Origin of the sequence: Variovorax sp. AB1(2024) (genome assembly GCF_037482385.2) — a bacterium.
Taxonomy (GTDB): Bacteria; Pseudomonadota; Gammaproteobacteria; order Burkholderiales; family Burkholderiaceae_C; genus Variovorax.
In genome coordinates this window covers 1,672,008-1,691,013 of the sequence record NZ_JBBHKP020000001.1, presented here as the reverse complement: position 1 = coordinate 1,691,013, position 19,006 = coordinate 1,672,008, and the positions used below count along the sequence as shown (strand labels likewise).

General features: G+C 62.6%; 18 protein-coding genes and 2 riboswitches. Of the genes, 7 read left to right on the top strand and 11 right to left on the bottom strand.

The genetic code is table 11. From position 1 onward, the window contains the following. Window positions 1–54 precede the first annotated feature (54 nt). The 8 genes from WIX39_RS07935 to rfbB form a co-directional block, all read right to left on the bottom strand. Window positions 55–1,011: an NAD-dependent epimerase/dehydratase family protein gene (locus tag WIX39_RS07935; protein ID WP_409194824.1), complete on the bottom strand. Its 957-nt coding sequence runs from the start codon at window positions 1,009–1,011 to the stop codon at window positions 55–57. Then, the gene (locus WIX39_RS07930) at window positions 1,008–1,979 is read right to left on the bottom strand and encodes a glycosyltransferase (RefSeq protein ID WP_409194823.1); all 972 of its coding nucleotides are present in this window, start codon (window positions 1,977–1,979) and stop codon (window positions 1,008–1,010) included. The genes WIX39_RS07935 and WIX39_RS07930 overlap by 4 nt, the downstream gene beginning before the upstream one ends. Window positions 1,980–2,157: 178 nt before the next feature. Next, a complete protein-coding gene (locus WIX39_RS07925; protein ID WP_409194822.1) occupies window positions 2,158–2,925 on the bottom strand; it encodes a glycosyltransferase family 2 protein in 768 nt (255 codons plus the stop codon). After that, on the bottom strand, window positions 2,912–4,840 hold the full coding sequence (locus tag WIX39_RS07920; protein ID WP_409194821.1) for a glycosyltransferase family 4 protein: 1,929 nt from the start codon (window positions 4,838–4,840) through the stop codon (window positions 2,912–2,914). The genes WIX39_RS07925 and WIX39_RS07920 overlap by 14 nt, the downstream gene beginning before the upstream one ends. A gap of 153 nt (window positions 4,841–4,993) precedes the next feature. After that, window positions 4,994–5,542 carry a dTDP-4-dehydrorhamnose 3,5-epimerase gene (gene rfbC, locus WIX39_RS07915; protein WP_409194820.1) on the bottom strand — a complete coding sequence of 183 codons (549 nt, stop codon included), beginning with the start codon at window positions 5,540–5,542 and terminating at the stop codon, window positions 4,994–4,996. Then, on the bottom strand, window positions 5,539–6,435 hold the full coding sequence (gene rfbA / locus WIX39_RS07910; protein WP_409194819.1) for a glucose-1-phosphate thymidylyltransferase RfbA: 897 nt from the start codon (window positions 6,433–6,435) through the stop codon (window positions 5,539–5,541). The genes rfbC and rfbA overlap by 4 nt, the downstream gene beginning before the upstream one ends. Before the next feature lie 29 nt (window positions 6,436–6,464). Continuing rightward, a complete protein-coding gene (gene rfbD / locus WIX39_RS07905; RefSeq protein ID WP_409194818.1) occupies window positions 6,465–7,355 on the bottom strand; it encodes a dTDP-4-dehydrorhamnose reductase in 891 nt (296 codons plus the stop codon). Then, window positions 7,352–8,422 (bottom strand): dTDP-glucose 4,6-dehydratase, encoded by a 1,071-nt coding sequence (gene rfbB, locus WIX39_RS07900; RefSeq protein ID WP_409194817.1) that lies wholly within the window; start codon window positions 8,420–8,422, stop codon window positions 7,352–7,354. The genes rfbD and rfbB overlap by 4 nt, the downstream gene beginning before the upstream one ends. 125 nt (window positions 8,423–8,547) lie before the next feature. Beyond that, window positions 8,548–8,651, top strand: a riboswitch (glycine riboswitch). Window positions 8,652–8,668: 17 nt separating this feature from the next. Continuing rightward, window positions 8,669–8,776, top strand: a riboswitch (glycine riboswitch). Window positions 8,777–8,869: 93 nt separating this feature from the next. Between rfbB and WIX39_RS07895 the strand changes: the two genes are divergently transcribed. Beyond that, window positions 8,870–10,171, top strand: a complete 1,302-nt coding sequence (locus WIX39_RS07895) for a D-amino acid dehydrogenase (RefSeq protein ID WP_409194816.1) — start codon at window positions 8,870–8,872, stop codon at window positions 10,169–10,171. An 18-nt stretch (window positions 10,172–10,189) separates the two neighbouring features. Here WIX39_RS07895 and WIX39_RS07890 read toward each other — a convergent pair whose 3' ends face one another. The 3 genes from WIX39_RS07890 to WIX39_RS07880 all read right to left on the bottom strand — a co-directional run bounded on the left by WIX39_RS07890 (window position 10,190) and on the right by WIX39_RS07880 (window position 13,850). Next, window positions 10,190–11,470 (bottom strand): FIST signal transduction protein, encoded by a 1,281-nt coding sequence (locus WIX39_RS07890; protein WP_285413482.1) that lies wholly within the window; start codon window positions 11,468–11,470, stop codon window positions 10,190–10,192. Window positions 11,471–11,515: 45 nt separating this feature from the next. Next, window positions 11,516–12,295 (bottom strand): PhaM family polyhydroxyalkanoate granule multifunctional regulatory protein, encoded by a 780-nt coding sequence (locus WIX39_RS07885; RefSeq protein WP_409194815.1) that lies wholly within the window; start codon window positions 12,293–12,295, stop codon window positions 11,516–11,518. Between the two features lie 91 nt (window positions 12,296–12,386). Further along, a complete protein-coding gene (locus WIX39_RS07880) occupies window positions 12,387–13,850 on the bottom strand; it encodes a PLP-dependent aminotransferase family protein (protein WP_409194814.1) in 1,464 nt (487 codons plus the stop codon). Window positions 13,851–13,972: 122 nt separating this feature from the next. On the opposite strand from WIX39_RS07880, the gene WIX39_RS07875 reads away from it, so the two are divergent. From WIX39_RS07875 to WIX39_RS07850, 6 genes are read left to right on the top strand one after another with little or no spacing between them, the layout of a single operon-like run. Then, complete coding sequence (locus WIX39_RS07875) at window positions 13,973–14,572, top strand: LysE family translocator (RefSeq protein WP_081268328.1); 600 nt, start codon at window positions 13,973–13,975, stop codon at window positions 14,570–14,572. Further along, on the top strand, window positions 14,569–15,555 hold the full coding sequence (locus WIX39_RS07870; protein WP_409194813.1) for a DMT family transporter: 987 nt from the start codon (window positions 14,569–14,571) through the stop codon (window positions 15,553–15,555). The genes WIX39_RS07875 and WIX39_RS07870 overlap by 4 nt, the downstream gene beginning before the upstream one ends. Window positions 15,556–15,608: 53 nt before the next feature. Next, the gene (locus tag WIX39_RS07865) at window positions 15,609–16,811 is read left to right on the top strand and encodes a PLP-dependent aminotransferase family protein (protein ID WP_409194812.1); all 1,203 of its coding nucleotides are present in this window, start codon (window positions 15,609–15,611) and stop codon (window positions 16,809–16,811) included. A gap of 26 nt (window positions 16,812–16,837) precedes the next feature. Next, a complete protein-coding gene (locus WIX39_RS07860) occupies window positions 16,838–17,476 on the top strand; it encodes a LysE family translocator (RefSeq protein ID WP_409194811.1) in 639 nt (212 codons plus the stop codon). 12 nt (window positions 17,477–17,488) lie between these two features. Beyond that, window positions 17,489–18,325, top strand: a complete 837-nt coding sequence (locus WIX39_RS07855) for a PhzF family phenazine biosynthesis protein (protein ID WP_409194810.1) — start codon at window positions 17,489–17,491, stop codon at window positions 18,323–18,325. Between the two features lie 35 nt (window positions 18,326–18,360). Further along, a complete protein-coding gene (locus WIX39_RS07850; protein ID WP_106935840.1) occupies window positions 18,361–19,002 on the top strand; it encodes a glutathione S-transferase in 642 nt (213 codons plus the stop codon). The last annotated feature ends 4 nt before the right edge of the window (window positions 19,003–19,006 follow it).

Below are 19,006 nucleotides of genomic sequence, written 5' to 3'. Positions count from 1 at the left end.
GAGTACAGCCAAGTCAATCCAGCATTACGATAGGATGCAATATTTGCATGCGACTTAAGTTTCGCGCCGGTTCGGATTGGCGTGCAATGCACGCTCAAAACTAAGAAGTTGAGCAATTCCGACAGTCAAACTGCGAGCATAAGACTTTCCATTCTCATTCAACACAATTGAACGGAACTGAACACGCCGAAGATACAGGCTTGAAGCCTTGCTTGCACCAGTGGTGATTCGAGGCGTTTTCCTCGCGATTCGCCTGAATATCGAAATTATTTCTGCAATTGTCGCGGGACGTTCGGACGCAATTATTTTCATCCAGACGCCGCTTTGCCTAGCCAGGCCACGCAATACCTTTACGATGCTCATCGCCGCGTCGTCGACAGATATGTAGTCGCGTATCGTATCGATGGGTACATAGATACTGACTGGCCGGTTACGAACAATGCTGCGAGCGATGTGGGTCAACAAACCCTGGGGCTTTCCCGGCGCTTGGCCTGCACCATAAAGTGTGGAAATTCGGGCAAGAAGCACAGCCATATTCGAGTTGCCAGCACCAAAAGCCCGAAGCAACTCTTCCTGTTTCAGTTTTTCCCGAGCATATGCGTTGCTTGGGGCAATGGGTGACGCTTCCGTCACTACATCAACACCACAAGCGCCGTAGATTGCGCCTGCGGAGCTGGAAAAAACAATGCCACCCGGCATTGCCATCAGAGGTTTGCTTGCTTGAAGCAACGACAGCAGTCTTTCGATCGCACGCGTTTCGGGCATCAGGTCTTCAGCAGTGCTGCCCATCGTTCCTACGCCTGCCGCCCAGTAGATCTCCCATCGCTCATGGGAATAAGCATTCAAAGCGAACGTCTCGACCGCCTCTTCAAGCTGCGCAGCCAGTCGCAATTCGTCTGACCATTGAAAGCGCTCAACCGGTGCAAATGACGTTGTTTCATCAAATGAAAGCGCTCGACCGAAAGCCGAACCCAGCAAACCACGAGCACCAATCACCCAAGCCAACGTCATGGTCGATTCGATCGCGTCGGCTTCGAACTGACCACGTATAACGGCTTCCCCATAACGATACCCATCGTCACTGCCAAATACTCCGCAATTACGCCGAGCGCGGTGAGAATCACGCCGGAGAAAAAAGCCACAACTACTGCGAGCGAAGTCCAGCCTTCGACCGGCACCTGACCGGTATATTTTTCATAGACTGCGTAAAGAGCAAACCCAAGTGCGAGAAGAATCGAGAAGAAACCAACGACCGTGATAAGGCGAAGAGGTCTTGTTCCCGTCGTAAGAACGAGGCTCCAGAAATGCCTGATCAAAGAAAGGAACGAGTATCCAGATGGCCTTCCCATTTCTTCTCTGAGACGCAAAGGACAATGCCCAACCCGGCCGGTGATCCAAAACAGTCCGACATCAAGGTAAACGCCGTTTCCACAGTAGGCAGAGAGCGTGCGAGCAATTTCTCCGTCTATCAATCTGAAGCTATTGAAGCGACCAATTGATTTGTTGCCCAGCAACCGCTTACTGATCGCCTTGGCAGTAAAGCTGGCCAAATTCCTTAACCACCCGTGCGGAGGAGGATTGGTTGGCTGTGCGTAAACAAGCTGAAGCGCATCTTTTTGCGCCATGTCGAGCATTTCAGCAATGCTTTGTGGATCCTGCTGCCCATCTTCGTCCATTGTGACGACCCAGTCCCCGGTCGCGCTCGCCATTCCAGCCAACGTTGCAGCATGTTGTCCATAATTACGCGACAACCATATCGGGTGAACAAATTCGTGGATCTTAGCCAATTCTTCAATAGCGAGATCCGAGCGATCCGGCCCACAATCATGAACAAGCAATACTTCGCAAACGACGAACTCATTGCCATCATGTGTCACCTGAGGCTCAGTGAGTTTCGCGAGTTCGTCCATAAGCACAGGCAGCGTTCGCTGCCCAGCATAAACTGGGATCACTACAGAAACCCGTTGAAACGTCTTCATGGCAAGGCCCTGATAACTAACTCTTTAATGATTGACATCGGAATGCAGGGCACATTTCGTGAATTATTCGCGATTCGCAACAACGACCAAAATTGGCGATTCAGAGACAATTCGCCGGACTTGCAACTCAAACAATGCATACGGCGTAAAATGGGGAACCTGATCATCCTCATTAAAACTACGCCGCGATACGAATCATAGAATTTGCTTTTTTCGACCGATTCTTCAATGCAGCTGGAAAAATATCGCTTGGCTCGGCAATGCATGCAGCAGAATTGGTCTGACGAACAAGTGACACGCGTTTCATACGTATAGCATGCCCTGTTTCTGGAACACACTTGTGGAGTGCGCCTGCAGAAATCGCCTTTAGATTCCAACCCCAATCTTCATACCCCATTTGCTCCAGCAAGTTTGTTTCTGGATAGGGATTCGAAACCAAGAAAGCCGTACGCACGAAGCAAAGAGACGTCCAATAATTAACCAATGCGAGTCCTGCCAGATCAAATTTCAGGTCTTCGCTATCAATGTGTACAAAGACATGGGGATCCTGGCCGAAATAGACATTAACTTCAGGGTGAAGCACCAGTTCGCGAGCATCGGCCTGTGCCATCTTGAACGCGTCTACGATCCAGTTTTTTCCCCATAAATCGTCGCCATCGAGAAATGCAACATATTTCCCTTGGGCCAGCAAGGCGGCTTGATTTCGGCAATGTCCCACATCGCCATAGTCCATCGGAACGATTCGAGCGTTATCAATATCCGCGATGCCGTGTTGGACAACCTCAAGGGTTAGCTCATCCGAACGATCCATAGCTACTAGTAGTTCAACCGCTAGCTTTTTTTCCCGCGCCAACTCGAAGCATCTGCGAACGCTGTCCAGCGTCGGCTTCAACAATAGACCTTCCCTGTGCGCGTTGACAACTGCAGTTACATCAACCTTCGGCAAATCCGTCTCCAAAAGAACTTTTCGAAGGAACGAAAAGCTTTGATTTAAAGGCGCTCCACGAACGCTCCGTTCCTAATTTTTTCCTCATCGACTCCGAACGCCTTGCTACCTCTTCTGGATCGTTAATAATCTGACGGATTGCCTCGCAATATGCGGCCTCATCGTCTAAATCGTCAATCAGCCAGCCTGTCTCATGAGTAACCAACTCCGAAACTCCACCGACATTGCTTGCGATGATCGGCAGTCCTGCTGCTGCCGCATTGATCAATACAGTTGGCATTCCTTCGAACCTAGAGGTAAAAAGAAACGCACTGTATTTTTCCAACGGAAGCTTGTTGAATGAAGGGAAAAGCCCTAATACATTTACTCCTGGATACTCAGCTGCGAGCTGCAGTAATTCGGTCTCTATTCTTGCCTCTCCGCCTCCATAAATGTCCAAAGACACCTTCGGTCGACTTTTGATGATTCGCGCCAGTAGCTCAGTATTTTTTTGATAACAAAATCGCCCAGCCCAAAATATTGCCGGAACAGATTCAAATTGATGTTTGTTGACAGTTATTTCTTTAATATCATCCAGCACAGGCTGAGGCAGGAACTTCAACTTCTTCTTCAGCGACACAGTAAGCCCAAATCTTTGCGCCACCTCGTCGAGAAAAATTTGGGTATCGAAATAGACCAAATCGACATTTGCGATACCAGCTCGAAAATGAGTATCCGCGTAGCCCGCACCGCGGCCATCTTCAGTGAAGTCACGACAAAATAATGCAACGTGAATACGGCATATTTTTTTGAAAGCACGACCTTTTTCGAGAATTGCATCCCAACAGGCCATACTGTTCACATTCATTATGGAGGCGGGTTGAACAGAAAATATGAGCGCCTCAACAATGCGCTGCCTGTGTTTCGGACTTAGTTTTCTATCGTAATCGGAAAGAACCAGTACTTGCGTTCCCTCGGGCAACCAATCGAAGGCATCCACATTTGCATGATCAGTCAATACCAGAAGCACAGCTTTGACACCTAGTTTTTCCTGGGCGGCGCGAATCATATTCACACCAGCTAGATCGGCCCCCCCCTTAACCAGCCAAGGCATAAAAACGATATGCTCAATCTCACCTGGAAGATCATCAAAAATGCGGCGCCATGCAACGCCCACCTCATCAGAGGGAATGCTGAAATTCGGTCGCAACCTCAGGTGTTTACCATGCAAAGAGTGGCATGCTTCGATTTCGGGATCGAGAACCATCAGATCTGCAACAGTCTTTTTCACAACCTCCGAAATGCTTGGATTCATGCCCTTGAAGCGGCCCTCCTTAATTCCATGCTCGAGGTAATGAAGCAAGGGATGCACGTTGTGCAAAACAACATCAGGATATATATCTCTGTACCATGCACAATCAAATTCTTCGCTCGCCTTAAGCCCTTCAAATCCGCCGTGCCTGAGGAAGTGTAGATAAGGGTCCTGACCCTCTAGATGAGGATAGGTTTTTAAATACCACTCGGGATTGAATAGATCCGTGCCGCGAAGTATTTCAACATCCCGCACCTCTTGTTCTGTCGGCGGGTCGCTGCCGAGGGAAGGAATCGGCGCTCCTTCGGCATCTGAGTCAGTGCCGGTTGTTTCACGACCTTCGCGGCTTCCCCAACGGAGATAATGGACGAGAGGATTTGTACCGCTGATCGCCACATCGCCATATTTTTTCAAATACCATGCTGAGTCGAATTTTTCGCTTGGAGATCTTCCCTCATTTCCTCCGAAGCGAATAAAGTGGGACAAAGCATTTTGGACTGGAACATCAGGGTTCTGACCAGCATACCAATCCTTGTCAAAGAAACCCGAATTTTTTACGAGCTTGGCGGCTCGATATTCACTCACATATCGAACAACTCGGGCCAGCACATCCTTGACATTCATCATCTACTTCCAGCGACCATAAGCTGCAGAACTTCAAATGCATTCATTATTTCCACGCTTTCATGCCTAACACACGACTTCGACTACAGTGAACTTAAAAACATCGTGACATCAAGCATGAGACCTTAGTTTGAAAAGCAAGAATCTCATTTTTTAAGCGAACGTATTCGCCTGCTTCAGAAAAACACCCTCGCTGTCCTTTTTTGACAACTGAGGTGATATGCCGATATCTGGCCATTTGATGTTCAAATCGACGTCATTCCAAGCAATACACCTTTCATACTCAGGAGAGTAGTAGTCAGTAGTCTTGTATAAGAAGTCCGCACTTTCGGTTAGCACGAAGAAGCCGTGGGCGAAGCCTGGCGGGATCCACAGCTGCCTTTGGTTCTCTTCGTTGAGTTCGGTACCAACCCAACGGCCAAACGTCGGCGACGAGCGCCTGATGTCTACAGCCACGTCAAAGACCGCCCCCCGCGCCACCCGCACCAGCTTGCCTTGTGCATTCTGAATCTGGTAGTGCAAGCCACGGAGCACGCCGCGCGAAGATCTGGAATGGTTGTCTTGAACGAATTCAAACTTCTTGCCAACCGCCTCGTCAAATGCGCGCTGGTTGAAGCTCTCGAAAAAGAAACCACGCGCATCGCCGAATACTTTCGGCTCGATGATCAGCACCTCTGGAATGGCGGTTTTGACCACATTCATGAGCGAACCTCCTCGGCGAGCAGGTGGTTTAGGTATTTGCCGTAACCATTCTTTTGCAGCGGCGCGGCAAGCTTGGCCAACTGATCGCGATCGATAAATCCGTTGCGCCAAGCGATTTCTTCCGGGCAGGCAATCTTCAGCCCTTGGCGATGCTCAAGCGTCGCAATGAATTGGCCCGCTTCAAGAAGGCTCTCGTGCGTGCCAGTATCCAGCCACGCGTAGCCGCGCTGCATGATCTGCACATTGAGCTGGTCGAGGTCTAGGTACGCCTGATTTACAGCCGTGATTTCCAGTTCCCCGCGCGAGCTCGGCTTCACCGCCTTCGCGATATCCACGACCTGGTTGTCGTAGAAGTAGAGGCCCGTCACCGCATAGCTACTCTTAGGCTTCAGCGGCTTTTCTTCGATGCTGCTGGCCTTGCCCTTGGCGTCGAATGCCACCACTCCATACCGCTCGGGGTCGTGCACGTGATAAGCAAAGACGGTGGCACCAGAGTTCTTCGCATCAGCACCGCCGAGCAGGTGTGCCAGGTCATGCCCATAAAAGATGTTGTCACCCAAAACCAGAGCGCTTGGCGAATTGCCAACGAATTTCTCGCCAATGATGAAGGCTTGCGCCAGCCCATCCGGACTCGGCTGCACTGCGTACTGCAGATTGATGCCCCACTGGCTGCCATCGCCCAACAGTTGCTGGAACCGCGGCGTGTCCTGCGGCGTGCTGATGATCAAAATGTCGCGCATGCCGCCGAGCATCAGCGTGCTGAGCGGGTAATAGATCATCGGCTTGTCGTACACCGGCAGCAGTTGCTTGCTCATGGCAAGCGTGGCCGGGTGCAGGCGAGTGCCCGAACCGCCGGCCAGGATGATGCCTTTGCGTTGCGTCGTCTTGGTCATGCTTTTGTTTTTTCGTGGGTGTTTGTTCTTCAAAGCGTCTCGCGCAGCATGCGCGCAACGCCTTCCTGCCAAGGCGGCAGGCGCAGGCCGAAAGTGGTCTGCAGCTTGGTGGTGTCAAGACGCGAGTTGTGCGGGCGCTTCGCCGGGGTCGGGAAGGCGCTGGTCGGCACGGCCTCGACAGCCTGCGGGCCGGCCTTGAGCTCAACGCCGGCCTGCTGCGCCATTTCGAGCACGAAGCGCGCATAGCCGTGCCATGTCGTTTCACCACCCGCAATCGCGTGATAGAGCCCGGCCTTGGTCGGATCCTGCAGCGTGGCGCGGATGGCATGGGCCGTCACGTCGGCCAGCAACTCGGCCCCTGTGGGCGCACCGAACTGGTCGTCGATGACGGTCAGCTTGTCGCGCTCCTTGGCCAGGCGCAGCATGGTCTTGGCGAAGTTGCCGCCGCGCGCCGCGTACACCCAGCTTGTGCGGAAGATCAGGTGGCGCGGGCAGTGCTGCGCCACCAGTTGCTCGCCTTCGAGCTTGGTCTGGCCGTACACGCTGAGCGGGCCGGTCGCGTCGTCTTCCTTCCAGGGCTTGCTGCCGCTGCCATCGAAGACGTAGTCGGTCGAGTAGTGCACCATCAGCGCGCCGATCTGCTGGGCGGCCTGGGCCACCACGCCGGGCGACGTGGCGTTGAGCTTGCGCGCGAATTCGGGTTCGCTCTCGGCCTTGTCGACGGCCGTGTGTGCTGCGGCATTCACGATCACGTCGGGGCGGACCTTCAGCACCGTCTCGGCCAATTGCTCCGGCCTGCTGAAGTCGGCGTGGAAATCGGTGCTGTCGAAGTCGAGCGCCACCAGTTCGCCCAGCGGCGCGAGGCTGCGTTGCAGTTCCCAGCCGACCTGTCCGCCCTTGCCCAGCAGCAGCAGCTTCATGCCGCGGCCTTTGCGTCGTATTGCTTCTCGACCCACTCGCGGTAGGCGCCGCTTTGCACGTTGCGCACCCACTCGCTGTTCGCGAGGTACCACTCGACGGTCTTGCGGATGCCGGTGTCGAAGGTCTCGGCGGGCTTCCAGCCGAGTTCGGCTTCGAGCTTGCGTGCGTCGATGGCGTAGCGGCGGTCGTGGCCGGGGCGGTCGGTGACGTAGGTGATCTGCTCCTTGTAGGGCTTGCCGTCTGCCTTGGGGCGCAGCTCATCCAGCAGCGCGCACACGGTATTGACGATCTCGATGTTCGGCTTCTCGTTCCAGCCGCCCACGTTGTAGGTCTCGCCCAGTTTGCCGGCCTCGAGCACGCGGCGAATGGCGCTGCAGTGGTCCTTCACGTACAGCCAGTCGCGCACCTGCATGCCGTCGCCGTACACGGGCAGCGGCTTGCCGGCCAGCGCGTTGACGATCATCAGCGGGATGAGCTTCTCGGGGAAGTGGAACGGGCCGTAGTTGTTGGAGCAGTTGGTGGTGAGCACCGGCAGGCCGTAGGTGTGGTGCCACGCGCGCACGAGGTGATCGCTGGCGGCCTTGCTGGCCGAGTACGGGCTGTTGGGCTCGTACTTGTTCTCTTCGGTGAAGGCCGGGTCTGTCTTCGAAAGCGAGCCGTAGACCTCGTCCGTCGACACATGCAGGAAGCGGAAGGCCGATTTCTGCTCGGCCGGCAGCGCGCTCCAGTAGCCGCGCACCGATTCGAGCAGGCGGAAGCTGCCGAGCACGTTGGTCTGCACGAAGTCTTCGGGACCGTGGATCGAGCGGTCCACATGCGACTCGGCGGCAAAGTTGACCACGGCGCGCGGCTTGTGCTCGGCCAGCAGGCGGTCGACCAGGGCGCTGTCGCCGATGTCGCCCTGCACGAAGATGTGCCGTGGGTTGTTCTTGAGCGATGCGAGCGTCTCGAGGTTGCCGGCGTAGGTCAGCTTGTCGAGGTTCACGACAGGCTCGTCGCTGCTCGCGATCCAGTCGAGTACGAAATTGGCGCCAATGAAGCCAGCGCCGCCGGTAACCAAGATCATGGGGTCCCCTGAAGTTGAAAGTCATCGCCGTGTCGCAATGAACCTTAACGTTCGATTATCCCATTGGGCCAATTGGCGGAAACACAAGACGTTACCGTTCTGCCCTCGGCGTGTTTACAATCGTTCGCGATACCGCAGGAGAGCGGGCCACCCCGGTGGCCCTACCGAAGGCGCAAACTCCCATAAACGCTCAGGTCGGCCCGACGAAGTCTTGGATTTCGGCAAGGGGTCAGTACTGCATCAACTGAAACGCCGTCTGGAGAGACGCCACTTCACGTGGCGCACCGAAGGAGCAAATTCGTTGCAATGGCGCAACGAATGAATCTCTCAGGTACCGAGGACAGGGGGAGCGGCAACTTGGACAGCGGTCGTCCGGTTGCTTGCTATTAATTCAATAGTATTCATCCTCGCCCGCCGTTCAAGCGCAGCACCTCAAAGGTACTTGAAATGCGCGTGATCGTTCTTGGCGCCGGCCTGCTCGGCGTGACCTCGGCTTACTACCTCCAGCAACTCGGCCACGAAGTGACCGTGATCGACCGGCAGGCCACCCCGGCCGCCGAAACCAGCTTCGCCAATGGCGGGCAGATTTCCGTCAGCCATGCCGAACCCTGGGCCAACCCCAGCGCGCCGCTCAAGGTGCTGCAGTGGCTGGGCAAGGAAGACGCCCCGCTGCTGTTCCGCATCCGCGCCGACATGCGCCAGTGGCTGTGGGGCCTGCAGTTCCTGCGCGAATGCACGCCGGCGCGCACCCGCCACAACATCGAGCAGATCGTGCGTCTTGGCACATACAGCCGCTCGATGTTGCAACAGTTGCGCCGCGACACCGGCATCGCCTACGACCAGCGCACCCAGGGCATCCTGCACTTCTATACGACGCAGAAGGAATTCGACGGCGCCCTCGCGCCCGCCGAGCAGATGCGCGCGCTGGGCTGCGAACGCCAGGTCATCTCCGCCGATGAGGCCGTGAGGATTGAGCCCGCCCTCGCGCACATCCGCCCCAAGCTGGCCGGCGCCACCTACACGGCCGAGGACGAATCCGGCGATGCCAACCGCTTCGCGCGCGAACTGTCCCGGCTCGCGGCCGAAGCCGGCGTGAAATTCCTCATGAGCCACACCGTCACCGCCCTGCGCGAGGCCGGCGGCAGCATCGACCACGTGGAGGTCACCGATGCCGAAGGCCGCTTCCAGCGCATTCGCGGCGACGCCTTCGTGATGGCGATGGGCTCGCTGAGCCCGTTGCTCGCCGCGCCGCTGGGCATCCGCCTGCCGATCTATCCGGCCAAGGGCTATTCGGTCACGCTGCCCGTCAAGGACGCCTCCAAAGCGCATCAGGTCTCGCTGACCGACGACGAATTCAAGCTCGTGTTCTCGCGCTACACCTCGGAGTCCGGCGACCGCCTGCGCATCGCGGGCACGGCCGAACTCAACGGTTACGACCGCGACCTGAACCGCGTGCGCTGCGAAGCCATCGTGCGCCGTGTCGAAGAGCTGTTCCCCGGCGCCGGCGACACCACGCAGGCCCAGTTCTGGACCGGCCTGCGCCCCGCCACGCCAAGCAACGTGCCGCTGATCGGCAAGACGAAGCTCGCCAACCTGTTCCTCAACACCGGCCACGGCACGCTCGGCTGGACGCATGCCTGCGGCTCCGGCAAGTCGATCGCGCGCATCGTGAGCGGGCTGGCGCCGGAGGTGGATTTCGCGTTCATGGGAATGCCGGCGCCGCAGCCGCGCATGCTGCAGCCGGCGTGATCCGCGGCTGAAAGGTGTTCAGTCGTTGGACGTGAACACCGTCAGCACCCCGGTATAGCCATACAGGTGGTGCCGCGCGATCTCCCCGGCGGCAAAGAACCCGACCAGCGGCACGTCGCCCAGCGCGTGCCGCACGATCTGCAACTCGGCGCCCGGCGCGCCGAAATGCGGGCCGCCGCGCCCGGAACAGCTCACGTACACCGCACCCGCGATGCGCCGCGCGGGGTGCGGCGCCGCCTCGGCCTCGCCGGCAGCCACGGCGCGCGCGGTGGCCAGCGTCTGCTCTTCGGGCTCCAGCTCTTCGCGGATCTCGGCGCAGATGCGCATCAGGTCGGCCCGCGCCGCCTGCGCATTGCGGCGGCAGAAGGTCAGCCGCATGCCGGCTTCGGCCGTGTCGGCAATCGCGATGCCGCGCCGCGTCGGGTCGAGCCCGATGATGTGGCGCACCAGCACGTCGGCGCCCAGGTCGCCGGTGCGGCGGATGCCGTCGCTGCCCGCGTCGGCCAGCCCGACCAGCGTGTTGCGCACGGCGTCGATGGCTTCCTGCGGCCTCTCCAGCGACACCTGCAGGTCGGCCAGCAGCACGTCCAGGGCGGGTTCGCCGTCGAGCCTGAGCAGCAGGTTGCCGTCGGCTTCGGTGATCTCGCGCTCGCGCACCGCGCCCGAGCGCAGCGGCTGGCAGCCCTGCGTGACGCGCGACACCAGCCGCACGCCGTCGCCGAACACCACGCCCGACAGGCCGCCTGAGAACACACCGCCCGCCGCCCCATGGCCGCGGATGTTGCCGTTGCCGCCGACCGCGAACTGCAGCGCGCCGCCACGGCCCGACGAGAGCCCGCCGAACAGGTAGCCGGTGTCGGTGCGGCCCGCCATCTCGGCGATCAGCTCGGTCAGGTCGGGCGTGGCCGGGTCGGCGTGCACCAGCGCGGTGTGGGCCTCGAAGCCGCTCATTTCGGAGTTGCCCAGCGGCGCGACGCCGGAGAACACGCGGTACTGGTCGCTCGGCAGCGCGCAGAGCATCAGCGTCATGCCCGGCTCGTCGAAATATTCGGCGTTGTTGGCCGCCACGCCGATGCCGACGGTGCCCGACCAGTCGGTCACCTCGGGCAGTTCGGCGCTCAGGTGGTCGAGGATGTCCTGCGCCTCGGCGGCGTAGTGGTCGGTGATGTAGAGCAGCCCGAGCGTCGGCGACGGCGCGTAGTCGGGCAATGCCATCTGTGCGCGCAACTGGGCCAGCACGAGGCCGGCCGCCATGCGCCATTGCGGATGGGTGGCATGACCGGAGGGAAACAGTTTCATGATGCGTGCCAACCCGTTCTTTCCAAAAAATGTATGGGTATGACGTCAGCGCCGGCTGGAGGTTCGCTTGCGCGCGGCGGTCGTCGTCTTTTTCCTGGCGGCCGGAGCCGCCGCCTTCTTTGCCGCGGCAACGGGCTTGCGGGCCTTGGTTGCCGCCGGCTTGCCGCCCATCGCCTTGCCGACCGCGTCGGCCAGCGGCTGGGCCATGGCCGGCACCTTCAGCTGCGCGGCGTCCTGCAGCGCCGAGCTGGCGATCTGCTGGAACTGCTCGGTGAGCGAGCCCCACCACTGCATGGGATCGATCACGCCGGCGCCCTCGCCGGCCGTCGATTTCGCGGCGGCCGGACGCGCGCGCGTCTTCGTCTTCTGCGGCGCCGGCGCTTCCTCTTCCTCTGGCAGCTCGTCTTCTTCCTCGACCTCCTCGGGCTCCGGCTCGGCTGGGGCTGCCGAGGCGGCCGGGGCTGCTGCCGCGGGCGCCGGGGCCATGGCCGCGGCCTGCTTGGTGAACGCGCTGGCGATGTCCTCCATGCGCACGTTCATGCCGCGCAGCGTCGACAGCGTCATCTTCTGCACCTCGAGCGCCTGGATGGTGGCCTTGAGCGCATGGCCGTTCTGCTCGAGCCAGTACTGGACCGTCTTGAGTTCCTGGATGCGCTTGTCGACTTCTTCCACGCTCAGCGTAGGCGCGACCCAGCTCGCGAGGCTCGGAATTCCCGGCACCGAACCCGCACCGGCACCCGCCGCGGCACCGCCGGCGAGGTTCTTCAGGAAGTCGAATCCGGGGACGAACTGGCTGAAGTCGAAGGGCTTGCTGGCGTTGCTCATGCGGAAGGTCTCCTGGGAGGGTTTTCTTGTGTTCCCAGCTTACTCCAAGCCCTTGCCGTCCGGCCCGGCCGGCGCGGGGATTTACCTGCCGTCAGAGTTCGTCGCGGACCTTGCTGAAAACCTTCCAGAAAGTGGCGTCCTGCGAGGTCGCGAAGTTGATGCGCATCATGGTGCTCGGCGGCCGGCGCGCATGGAACAGCGAGCCCGGCGCCAGCAGGTAGCCCTGGTCGAGCATGCGCTGCGTGAGCGCGTCGGTGTCCACGCCCGTGTCGACCCAGCCGAACAGCCCCGCCGGCTCCGACGCGAAGGTGCAGCCGTGCGACATGGCGAGCTTCACCGCCCGCCCTCGCGCCCCGTCGAGGCGGATGCGCACCCGCTCCGAATGCCGGCGCAGCTGGCCTTGGTCGATGCACCACGACAGCGCCCGCTCGAAGAGCGTGGGCGAGGTCAGCGTGGCCAGCAGCTTGGTCTCGAGCAGCCGCTCCTTCAGCGCGGGCGGCGCGGCCAGGAAACCGATGCGCCAGTTGGGCGCCAGGATCTTGGCGAAGCCGCTCACGTAGATGGTGCGCTGCAGCCCGTCGAGCGCGCTGAGCCGGGTGGCGTGCTCGGGCGCGAGGTGGCTGTAGGTGTCGTCCTCGACAACGTGGAAGTCGTGCTCGTTGGCCAGCTTGAGCACGCGGTGCGCGCTGCCCGGCGTGAGGCTGTAGCCGGTCGGGTTGTGCAGCACGCTCACGCTCACGAACAGCTTGGGGCTGTGCAGCTTGCAGTACTGCGCCATCACCTCCAGGTCGGGCCCGTCGGCACGGCGCGGCACCGGCAGGATGCGCATGCCCAGCGCCTCGAGCCGCGCGAATTCGAGCGCCCATCCCGGCTCCTCGACCATCACCGGGTCGCCCGCGCGCAGCAGCGTGCGGCTCACGATGTCCAGCGCGTGGGTGGCGCCGATGGTGGTCACGATCTGGTCGGGCGTGGCCGGCACGTTGATGCCCACCAGCTTCTGCGACAGGCTGCGCCGCAGGCTCATGTCGCCGGCGGGCTCGCCGTACTGGAGCGACAGCTCCTGCAGGGCGGCCGTGCTGGTCATGCGCCGCACGGCCGTGGGCATGAAGGTCGACGACATCCAGTCGGGCGGGAACACGCCCATGCCCGGCTGCGGCTTGTCGCTGGGCCGGTGGAACATGCTGCGGATCAGCGAACTGGCGTCCGCCGGCACGCGCGAGGCCATCATCTGCACGGCGATGGCCGCCGGCATGCCGATGGCATCCGGGCCATTGGTGCCATGGGTGCCATTGGTGCGGCTGGCCAGGCGGCCTTCCTGTACCGGCGCGGCGTCGCGCACGTAGAAGCCGCGCTGCCGGCGGGCCTCGACCAGCCCCTGCGCCAGCAGCTGGTCGTACGCGGCGACGACCGTGTAGGGGCTCACCCCCTGCTGCCGCGCGCATTCGCGCACGGAGGGCAGCCGCGCGCCGGGCGGCAGCAGCCGGGTACGGATGCGTTCGGCCAGCCGGTCTGCCAGCTGCCCCGTGAGCGACTGGGTGGAGGTTCTTGTCAGCATGCGTGCCCGTGTTCCAGAAGAGCCTTGTGGGCTCTGTGCCGAGGGAATGACCAATACAGTTTCAGTGTTTGTTCGATCATCTGTACTGGAACTGTAATGGTCTCAAGTTTAGAGTGTGTGTCATGAACTGGCAAGAATTCACCGCGCTGCTGGTGCTGGCCACGGCGATGAGTTTCTCGCCCGGTCCCAACACCACGCTCTCGACCGCCCTGGCGGCCAACGGCGGCCTGCCGCGCGCGATGCGCTTCGTGGTCGCGGTGCCGGTCGGCTGGACGCTGCTTCTGGTGCTGTGCGCCGCAGGCATCGGCGCGCTGGTGGTGGCGGTGCCGCCGCTGCGGGTGGCCATCAAGGCCCTGGGCATCGGCTACCTGCTGTGGCTGGCCTGGAAGCTCAGCGGCAGCGCGACGCTCGGCAACGCCGACAGCGCCAGGCTGTCGGTCGGCTTCGGCCAGGGCGTGATGCTGCAGTTCGTCAACATCAAGGCCTGGCTGCTGGCGCTCACGCTGGTGGCCGGCTGGATCGCCGGGCAGCCCGATGCGCTGCGCCGCTTCGCCATCGTGGCGCCGGTGATGCTGTTCTTCGCCTTCGCCAGCAACTTCGCCTATGCGCTGGTCGGTGCCCTGCTGCGCGACTGGTTGTCCAAAGGCGCGCGGCTGCTGTGGTTCAACCGCGCGATGGGCCTGGTGCTGGTGCTCACCGCCTGGTGGATGGTGAGCGTATGAGGCCGGGCATCAAGGACGAGACGCTGGGCATGTGGCTCGGCGTCGTCGGCGTGGCCATGTTCGCCATCACGCTGCCGATGACGCGGCTGGCCACCGGCTCTCAAGACGCGCCGCAGTTGTCGCCCTGGTTCGTCACGCTCGGGCGCGCGGCGCTGGCCGGCGTGCTGTCGGCCGTCTTCCTGCTGGTGACGCGCTCGCCGCGTCCGGCCCCGCACCAGTGGCGGCCGCTGGGCATCGCGGTGCTGGGCAATGCCGTCGGCTTTCCACTGCTGCTGGCCTACGCGCTGCGCGTGGTCACGGCCAGCCATGCGGCGGTGGTGACGGCGCTGCTGCCGCTGGTCACCGCGGCCGTGGCGGCCTGGGTGCTGCACCAGCGCGCACGGCTGGGTTTCTGGCTCTGCGCTATCGCGGGCAGCCTGCTGGTGGTGGTGTTCTCGGTGCTGCGCGCCAGCCAGGCGGGGCACGGCTTCGGTTTCGAGTGGGCCGACCTGCTGCTGGTCGGCGCGGTCGTCGCGGCATCGTTCGGCTACATCTACGGCGCGCAGGTCACGCCGTCGCTGGGCGCCGAGCGCGTGATCTGCTGGGTCTGCGTGATGGCGCTGCCCGTCACGCTGCCGGCCACGCTGGCGCTTTGGCCGCGGCAGCCCGTTGCCACCTCGGCCTGGCTCGCCTTCGTCTACGTGGGCATGTTCTCGATGTGGATCGGCTTCTTCGCCTGGTATCGCGGCCTGGCGCTGGGCGGGGCGCTGCGTGTGAGCCAGACGCAACTGCTGCAACCATTCCTGTCGATCCTGGCGTCGATCCCGCTGCTGGGCGAGCCGCTCGACGTGGTGACGCTGGGCTTCGCGATCGCGGTGGTGTCCACCGTGGTCGTGGGCAAGCGGCTGTCGCAGCCGGCCAGCCCCGCCACCAACCCGGCACAGGCCGCAGCGCCGAAAATGACGCCTGCCGCCGCCCGCAAGGTCAGCCCGCACGGACGCTGATCCGCCGTACCCTCTCCTTCGAATCTCACCTCACCGCCTGAAAGAAGAAAGCCATGAACTGGAAACTCGCCGCCCGCGCCGCAAAGATGAACCCCTCGGTGCTGCGTGAAATCCTGAAGGTCACCGAGCGCCCCGGCATCATCAGCCTGGCCGGCGGCCTGCCCTCGCCCAAGACCTTCCCGATCCAGGCGTTCGCCGACGCCTGCGCCGAAGTGCTGCACAACGACGGCCAGGCCGCGCTGCAGTACGCCGCCAGCGAAGGCTACGCGCCGCTGCGCCAGGCCGTGGCCGACATGCTGCCCTGGGACGTCGACGCCTCGCAGGTGCTCATCACCACCGGCTCGCAGCAGGGGCTGGACCTGGTCGCCAAGGTGCTGATCGATCCGGGCAGCAAGGTGCTGGTCGAGACGCCCACCTACCTCGGCGCGCTGCAGGCCTTCGGCCCGATGGAGCCGACCCCCGTGGGCGTGGCCAGCGACGACGAAGGCGTGATCGTCGACGACCTCGTGGCCAAGGCCAAGGACGCGCGCTTCGTCTACCTGCTGCCCAATTTCCAGAACCCCACCGGCCGCACCATGACCGAGGAGCGCCGCGCCGCCGTGTCCGCCGCCGCCGCGCAAGCCAACCTTCCGATCGTCGAGGACAACCCCTACGGGGAGCTCTGGTTCGACGAAGCCCCGCCGCTGCCGCTGGCCGCGCGCAACCCCGAAGGCGTGATCTACCTGGGCTCGTTCTCGAAGGTGCTGGCGCCCGGCCTGCGCCTGGGCTTCCTGGTGGCGCCCAAGTCGATCTACCCGAAGCTGCTGCAGGCCAAGCAGGCGGTCGACCTGCACACGCCGATCTTCACGCAGCGCATGGTGTCGGCCGTCATGAAGGACGGCTTCCTGGACCGCCACGTGCCCACCATCCGCGCCCTCTACAAGCGCCAGCGCGACGCGATGATCGCCGCGCTCAAGCGCGAGATGGCCGGCCTGGACGTGAAGTTCAACGCGCCCAAGGGCGGCATGTTCCTGTGGGCGCGCCTGCCCGAGGGCGTCGACACCGTCACGCTGCTGCCCAAGGCGGTGGAGCGCAACGTGGCCTTCGTGCCGGGCGCGCCGTTCTACGCGGGCGAAGGCGATCCGCGCACGCTGCGCCTGTCGTTCGTGACCGCGAGCGTGGAAGAGATCGACACCGCCATCGCCGCGCTGGCACAGACGCTGCGCGAAGAACTGGTGCTGCTCGGCGACAAACAGCTCGCAGCCGCGCAGATCTGAAGAAAGCGCAACCCAGGAGCCCTCCCTTGATCGGCCTCGCGACGCTCTCGCTCTTCCTGCTCGCGGTACTGGCGCTGTTCCTGTCGCCGGGCCCGAACATGGCGTTCGTGCTCTCGCACGGCGTGGCCCATGGTCCGCGCGGCGGGTTCGCGGCGGCCGTCGGCATCTCGGCGGCCGACCTGGTGCACACGCTGTTCGCGGCCACCGGCGTCACCGCGCTGGTGGCGGCGTGGCCGCCGTCGTTCGACGTGCTGCGTTATGCGGGCGCGCTGTACCTGGTGTGGCTGGCGGTGCAGGCGCTGCGAACCGGCGGCGGCCTTCGCATCGGCGCGCGGGCGCAGCCTGCCGGCTTCGGCCGCATCGTGCGCATGGCGCTGCTGAACAACCTCGTCAATCCGAAGGCGCTGCTGTTCTTCATGGTGTTTTTGCCGCAGTTCGTCGACCCCTCGCGCGGCAGCGTGCCGTTGCAGCTGGTGCAGCTCGGCGTGGTGCTGTCGATGGCCGCGCTGGCCTTCAACACGCTGCTGGGCGCGTGCAGCGGCCAGATCGGCCGCTGGCTGCACGACCGGCCTGGCGCGGCGCGGTTCCAGAGCGGCCTGCTGGCCGCCGTGATGCTGGGGCTGGCCGTGCGCCTGCTCTTCCTCGATCGTCCTTCACCTCGCTGAAGAGGGCTTGCCATGAACGTCCTGAAGATCGCGGCCTTCTCCGATGGCGAGACGGGCGGCAACCCCGCCGGCGTCTTCATCGCCGATGCGCTGCCGCCCGAGGCGCAGATGCAGCGCATTGCCGCGGAAGTCGGCTTTTCGGAAACCGCGTTCGCCGCCCGCGCCGATGACGGCGGCTGGCGCGTGCGCTACTTCGCGCCGCAGTCCGAAGTGCCCTTCTGCGGCCACGCGACGATCGCGCTGGGTGCCGCGCTGGCAATGCGGCAAGGCGACGGCGTGTTTGCGCTCGCGCTCAACAATGCGCGGATCACGGTGGAAGGCCGGCGCAGCGGCAGCCTGGTCGAGGCCGCGCTGCAGTCGCCGCCCACGCGCAGCGCAGCGGCGTCCCCCGAGCTTGTGGCCGAGGCCCTGACCCTTTTCGGCCATGGTCGGGAAGACCTGGATCCGCGCATCCCGCCGGCCGTCGCCCATGCGGGTGCCGACCATCTGGTGCTGGCCTTGAAAAGCCGCGCGGCGCTTTCGGCGATGCACTACGAGCTGGAGGCCGGCCGCGCGCTGATGGCCCGCGCCGGGCTCACGACCATCGTGCTGGTCTTTGCCGAGACCGCGCAGCGGCTGCACACGCGCAACCCTTTCGCGTCCGGCGGCGTCTACGAAGACCCCGCCACCGGCGCCGCCACGGCCGCGCTGGCCGGCTACCTGCGCGACATCGGCTGGCCGCACGGCGGCGCCATCGACGTGGTGCAGGGCGAAGACATGGGCATGCTGTCGCGCCTGCGCGCCGACATCTCGCCCGTGCCGGGCAGCTCCATCCGCGTGTCGGGCACCGCGCGCATCATGCGGCCCTGAGCCGCCGAAGAACCAGCAAAAGAAAGAACCCGACCATGCTCAATATCTGGGGCCGCATCAGCTCGATCAACGTCCGCAAGGTGGTGTGGTGCGCGCAGGAACTCGGGCTCGACTTCCAGCGCACCGAGGCCGGCGGCAAGTTCGGCATCGTGCAGACGCCCGAATACCTGGCGCTCAACCCGAATGCCATGGTGCCCGCCATCGACGACGGCGAAGGCGCCGAGCGCGTGACGCTGTGGGAGTCGAACGTGATCGTGCGCTACCTCTGCGCCAGGCATTCGCACGGCAATTTCTACCCGAGCGAACTGCCCGCGCGCTTCGACGCCGAACGCTGGATGGACTGGCAGCAGACCACGCTCAACCGCGCGAGCCGCGACGCCTTCATCCAGTGGGTGCGCACGCCGCCGTCGGAACGCCAGAGCGCGCTCATCGACGCCTCGGTGCGCGAGAGCGAGGCGCTGTTCGCGATTCTCGACGCGCACCTGGCCAGGCGCGCCTATCTCGGCGGCGACAGCTTCACCATGGCCGACATCCCCGTCGGCTGCGAGGCGCACCGCTGGTTCGGCCTGCCCGCGGCCGAGTACCGCCGGCCGAGCTGGCCGAACGTGGAGCGCTGGTACGCCGATCTCCTTTCCCGCCCCGGCACGCGCGGCGTGCTCGATCTAAGCCTCGAATGAAACT

Excerpts from the sequence above, each read along its gene's own strand:
- WIX39_RS07920 (WP_409194821.1), bottom strand. The coding sequence starts at position 4,840 with ATGAATGTCAAGGATGTGCTGGCCCGAGTTGTTCGATATGTGAGTGAA.
- WIX39_RS07935 (WP_409194824.1), bottom strand. The coding sequence starts at position 1,011 with ATGACGTTGGCTTGGGTGATTGGTGCTCGTGGTTTGCTGGGTTCGGCT.
- WIX39_RS07875 (WP_081268328.1), top strand. The coding sequence starts at position 13,973 with ATGAACTGGCAAGAATTCACCGCGCTGCTGGTGCTGGCCACGGCGATG.
- rfbC (WP_409194820.1), bottom strand. The coding sequence starts at position 5,542 with ATGAATGTGGTCAAAACCGCCATTCCAGAGGTGCTGATCATCGAGCCG.
- WIX39_RS07890 (WP_285413482.1), bottom strand. The coding sequence starts at position 11,470 with ATGAAACTGTTTCCCTCCGGTCATGCCACCCATCCGCAATGGCGCATG.
- WIX39_RS07895 (WP_409194816.1), top strand. The coding sequence starts at position 8,870 with ATGCGCGTGATCGTTCTTGGCGCCGGCCTGCTCGGCGTGACCTCGGCT.
- WIX39_RS07855 (WP_409194810.1), top strand. The coding sequence starts at position 17,489 with ATGAACGTCCTGAAGATCGCGGCCTTCTCCGATGGCGAGACGGGCGGC.
- rfbD (WP_409194818.1), bottom strand. The coding sequence starts at position 7,355 with ATGAAGCTGCTGCTGCTGGGCAAGGGCGGACAGGTCGGCTGGGAACTG.
- rfbB (WP_409194817.1), bottom strand. The coding sequence starts at position 8,422 with ATGATCTTGGTTACCGGCGGCGCTGGCTTCATTGGCGCCAATTTCGTA.
- WIX39_RS07850 (WP_106935840.1), top strand. The coding sequence starts at position 18,361 with ATGCTCAATATCTGGGGCCGCATCAGCTCGATCAACGTCCGCAAGGTG.
- WIX39_RS07865 (WP_409194812.1), top strand. The coding sequence starts at position 15,609 with ATGAACTGGAAACTCGCCGCCCGCGCCGCAAAGATGAACCCCTCGGTG.
- WIX39_RS07880 (WP_409194814.1), bottom strand. The coding sequence starts at position 13,850 with ATGCTGACAAGAACCTCCACCCAGTCGCTCACGGGGCAGCTGGCAGAC.
- WIX39_RS07930 (WP_409194823.1), bottom strand. The coding sequence starts at position 1,979 with ATGAAGACGTTTCAACGGGTTTCTGTAGTGATCCCAGTTTATGCTGGG.
- WIX39_RS07870 (WP_409194813.1), top strand. The coding sequence starts at position 14,569 with ATGAGGCCGGGCATCAAGGACGAGACGCTGGGCATGTGGCTCGGCGTC.
- WIX39_RS07885 (WP_409194815.1), bottom strand. The coding sequence starts at position 12,295 with ATGAGCAACGCCAGCAAGCCCTTCGACTTCAGCCAGTTCGTCCCCGGA.
- rfbA (WP_409194819.1), bottom strand. The coding sequence starts at position 6,435 with ATGACCAAGACGACGCAACGCAAAGGCATCATCCTGGCCGGCGGTTCG.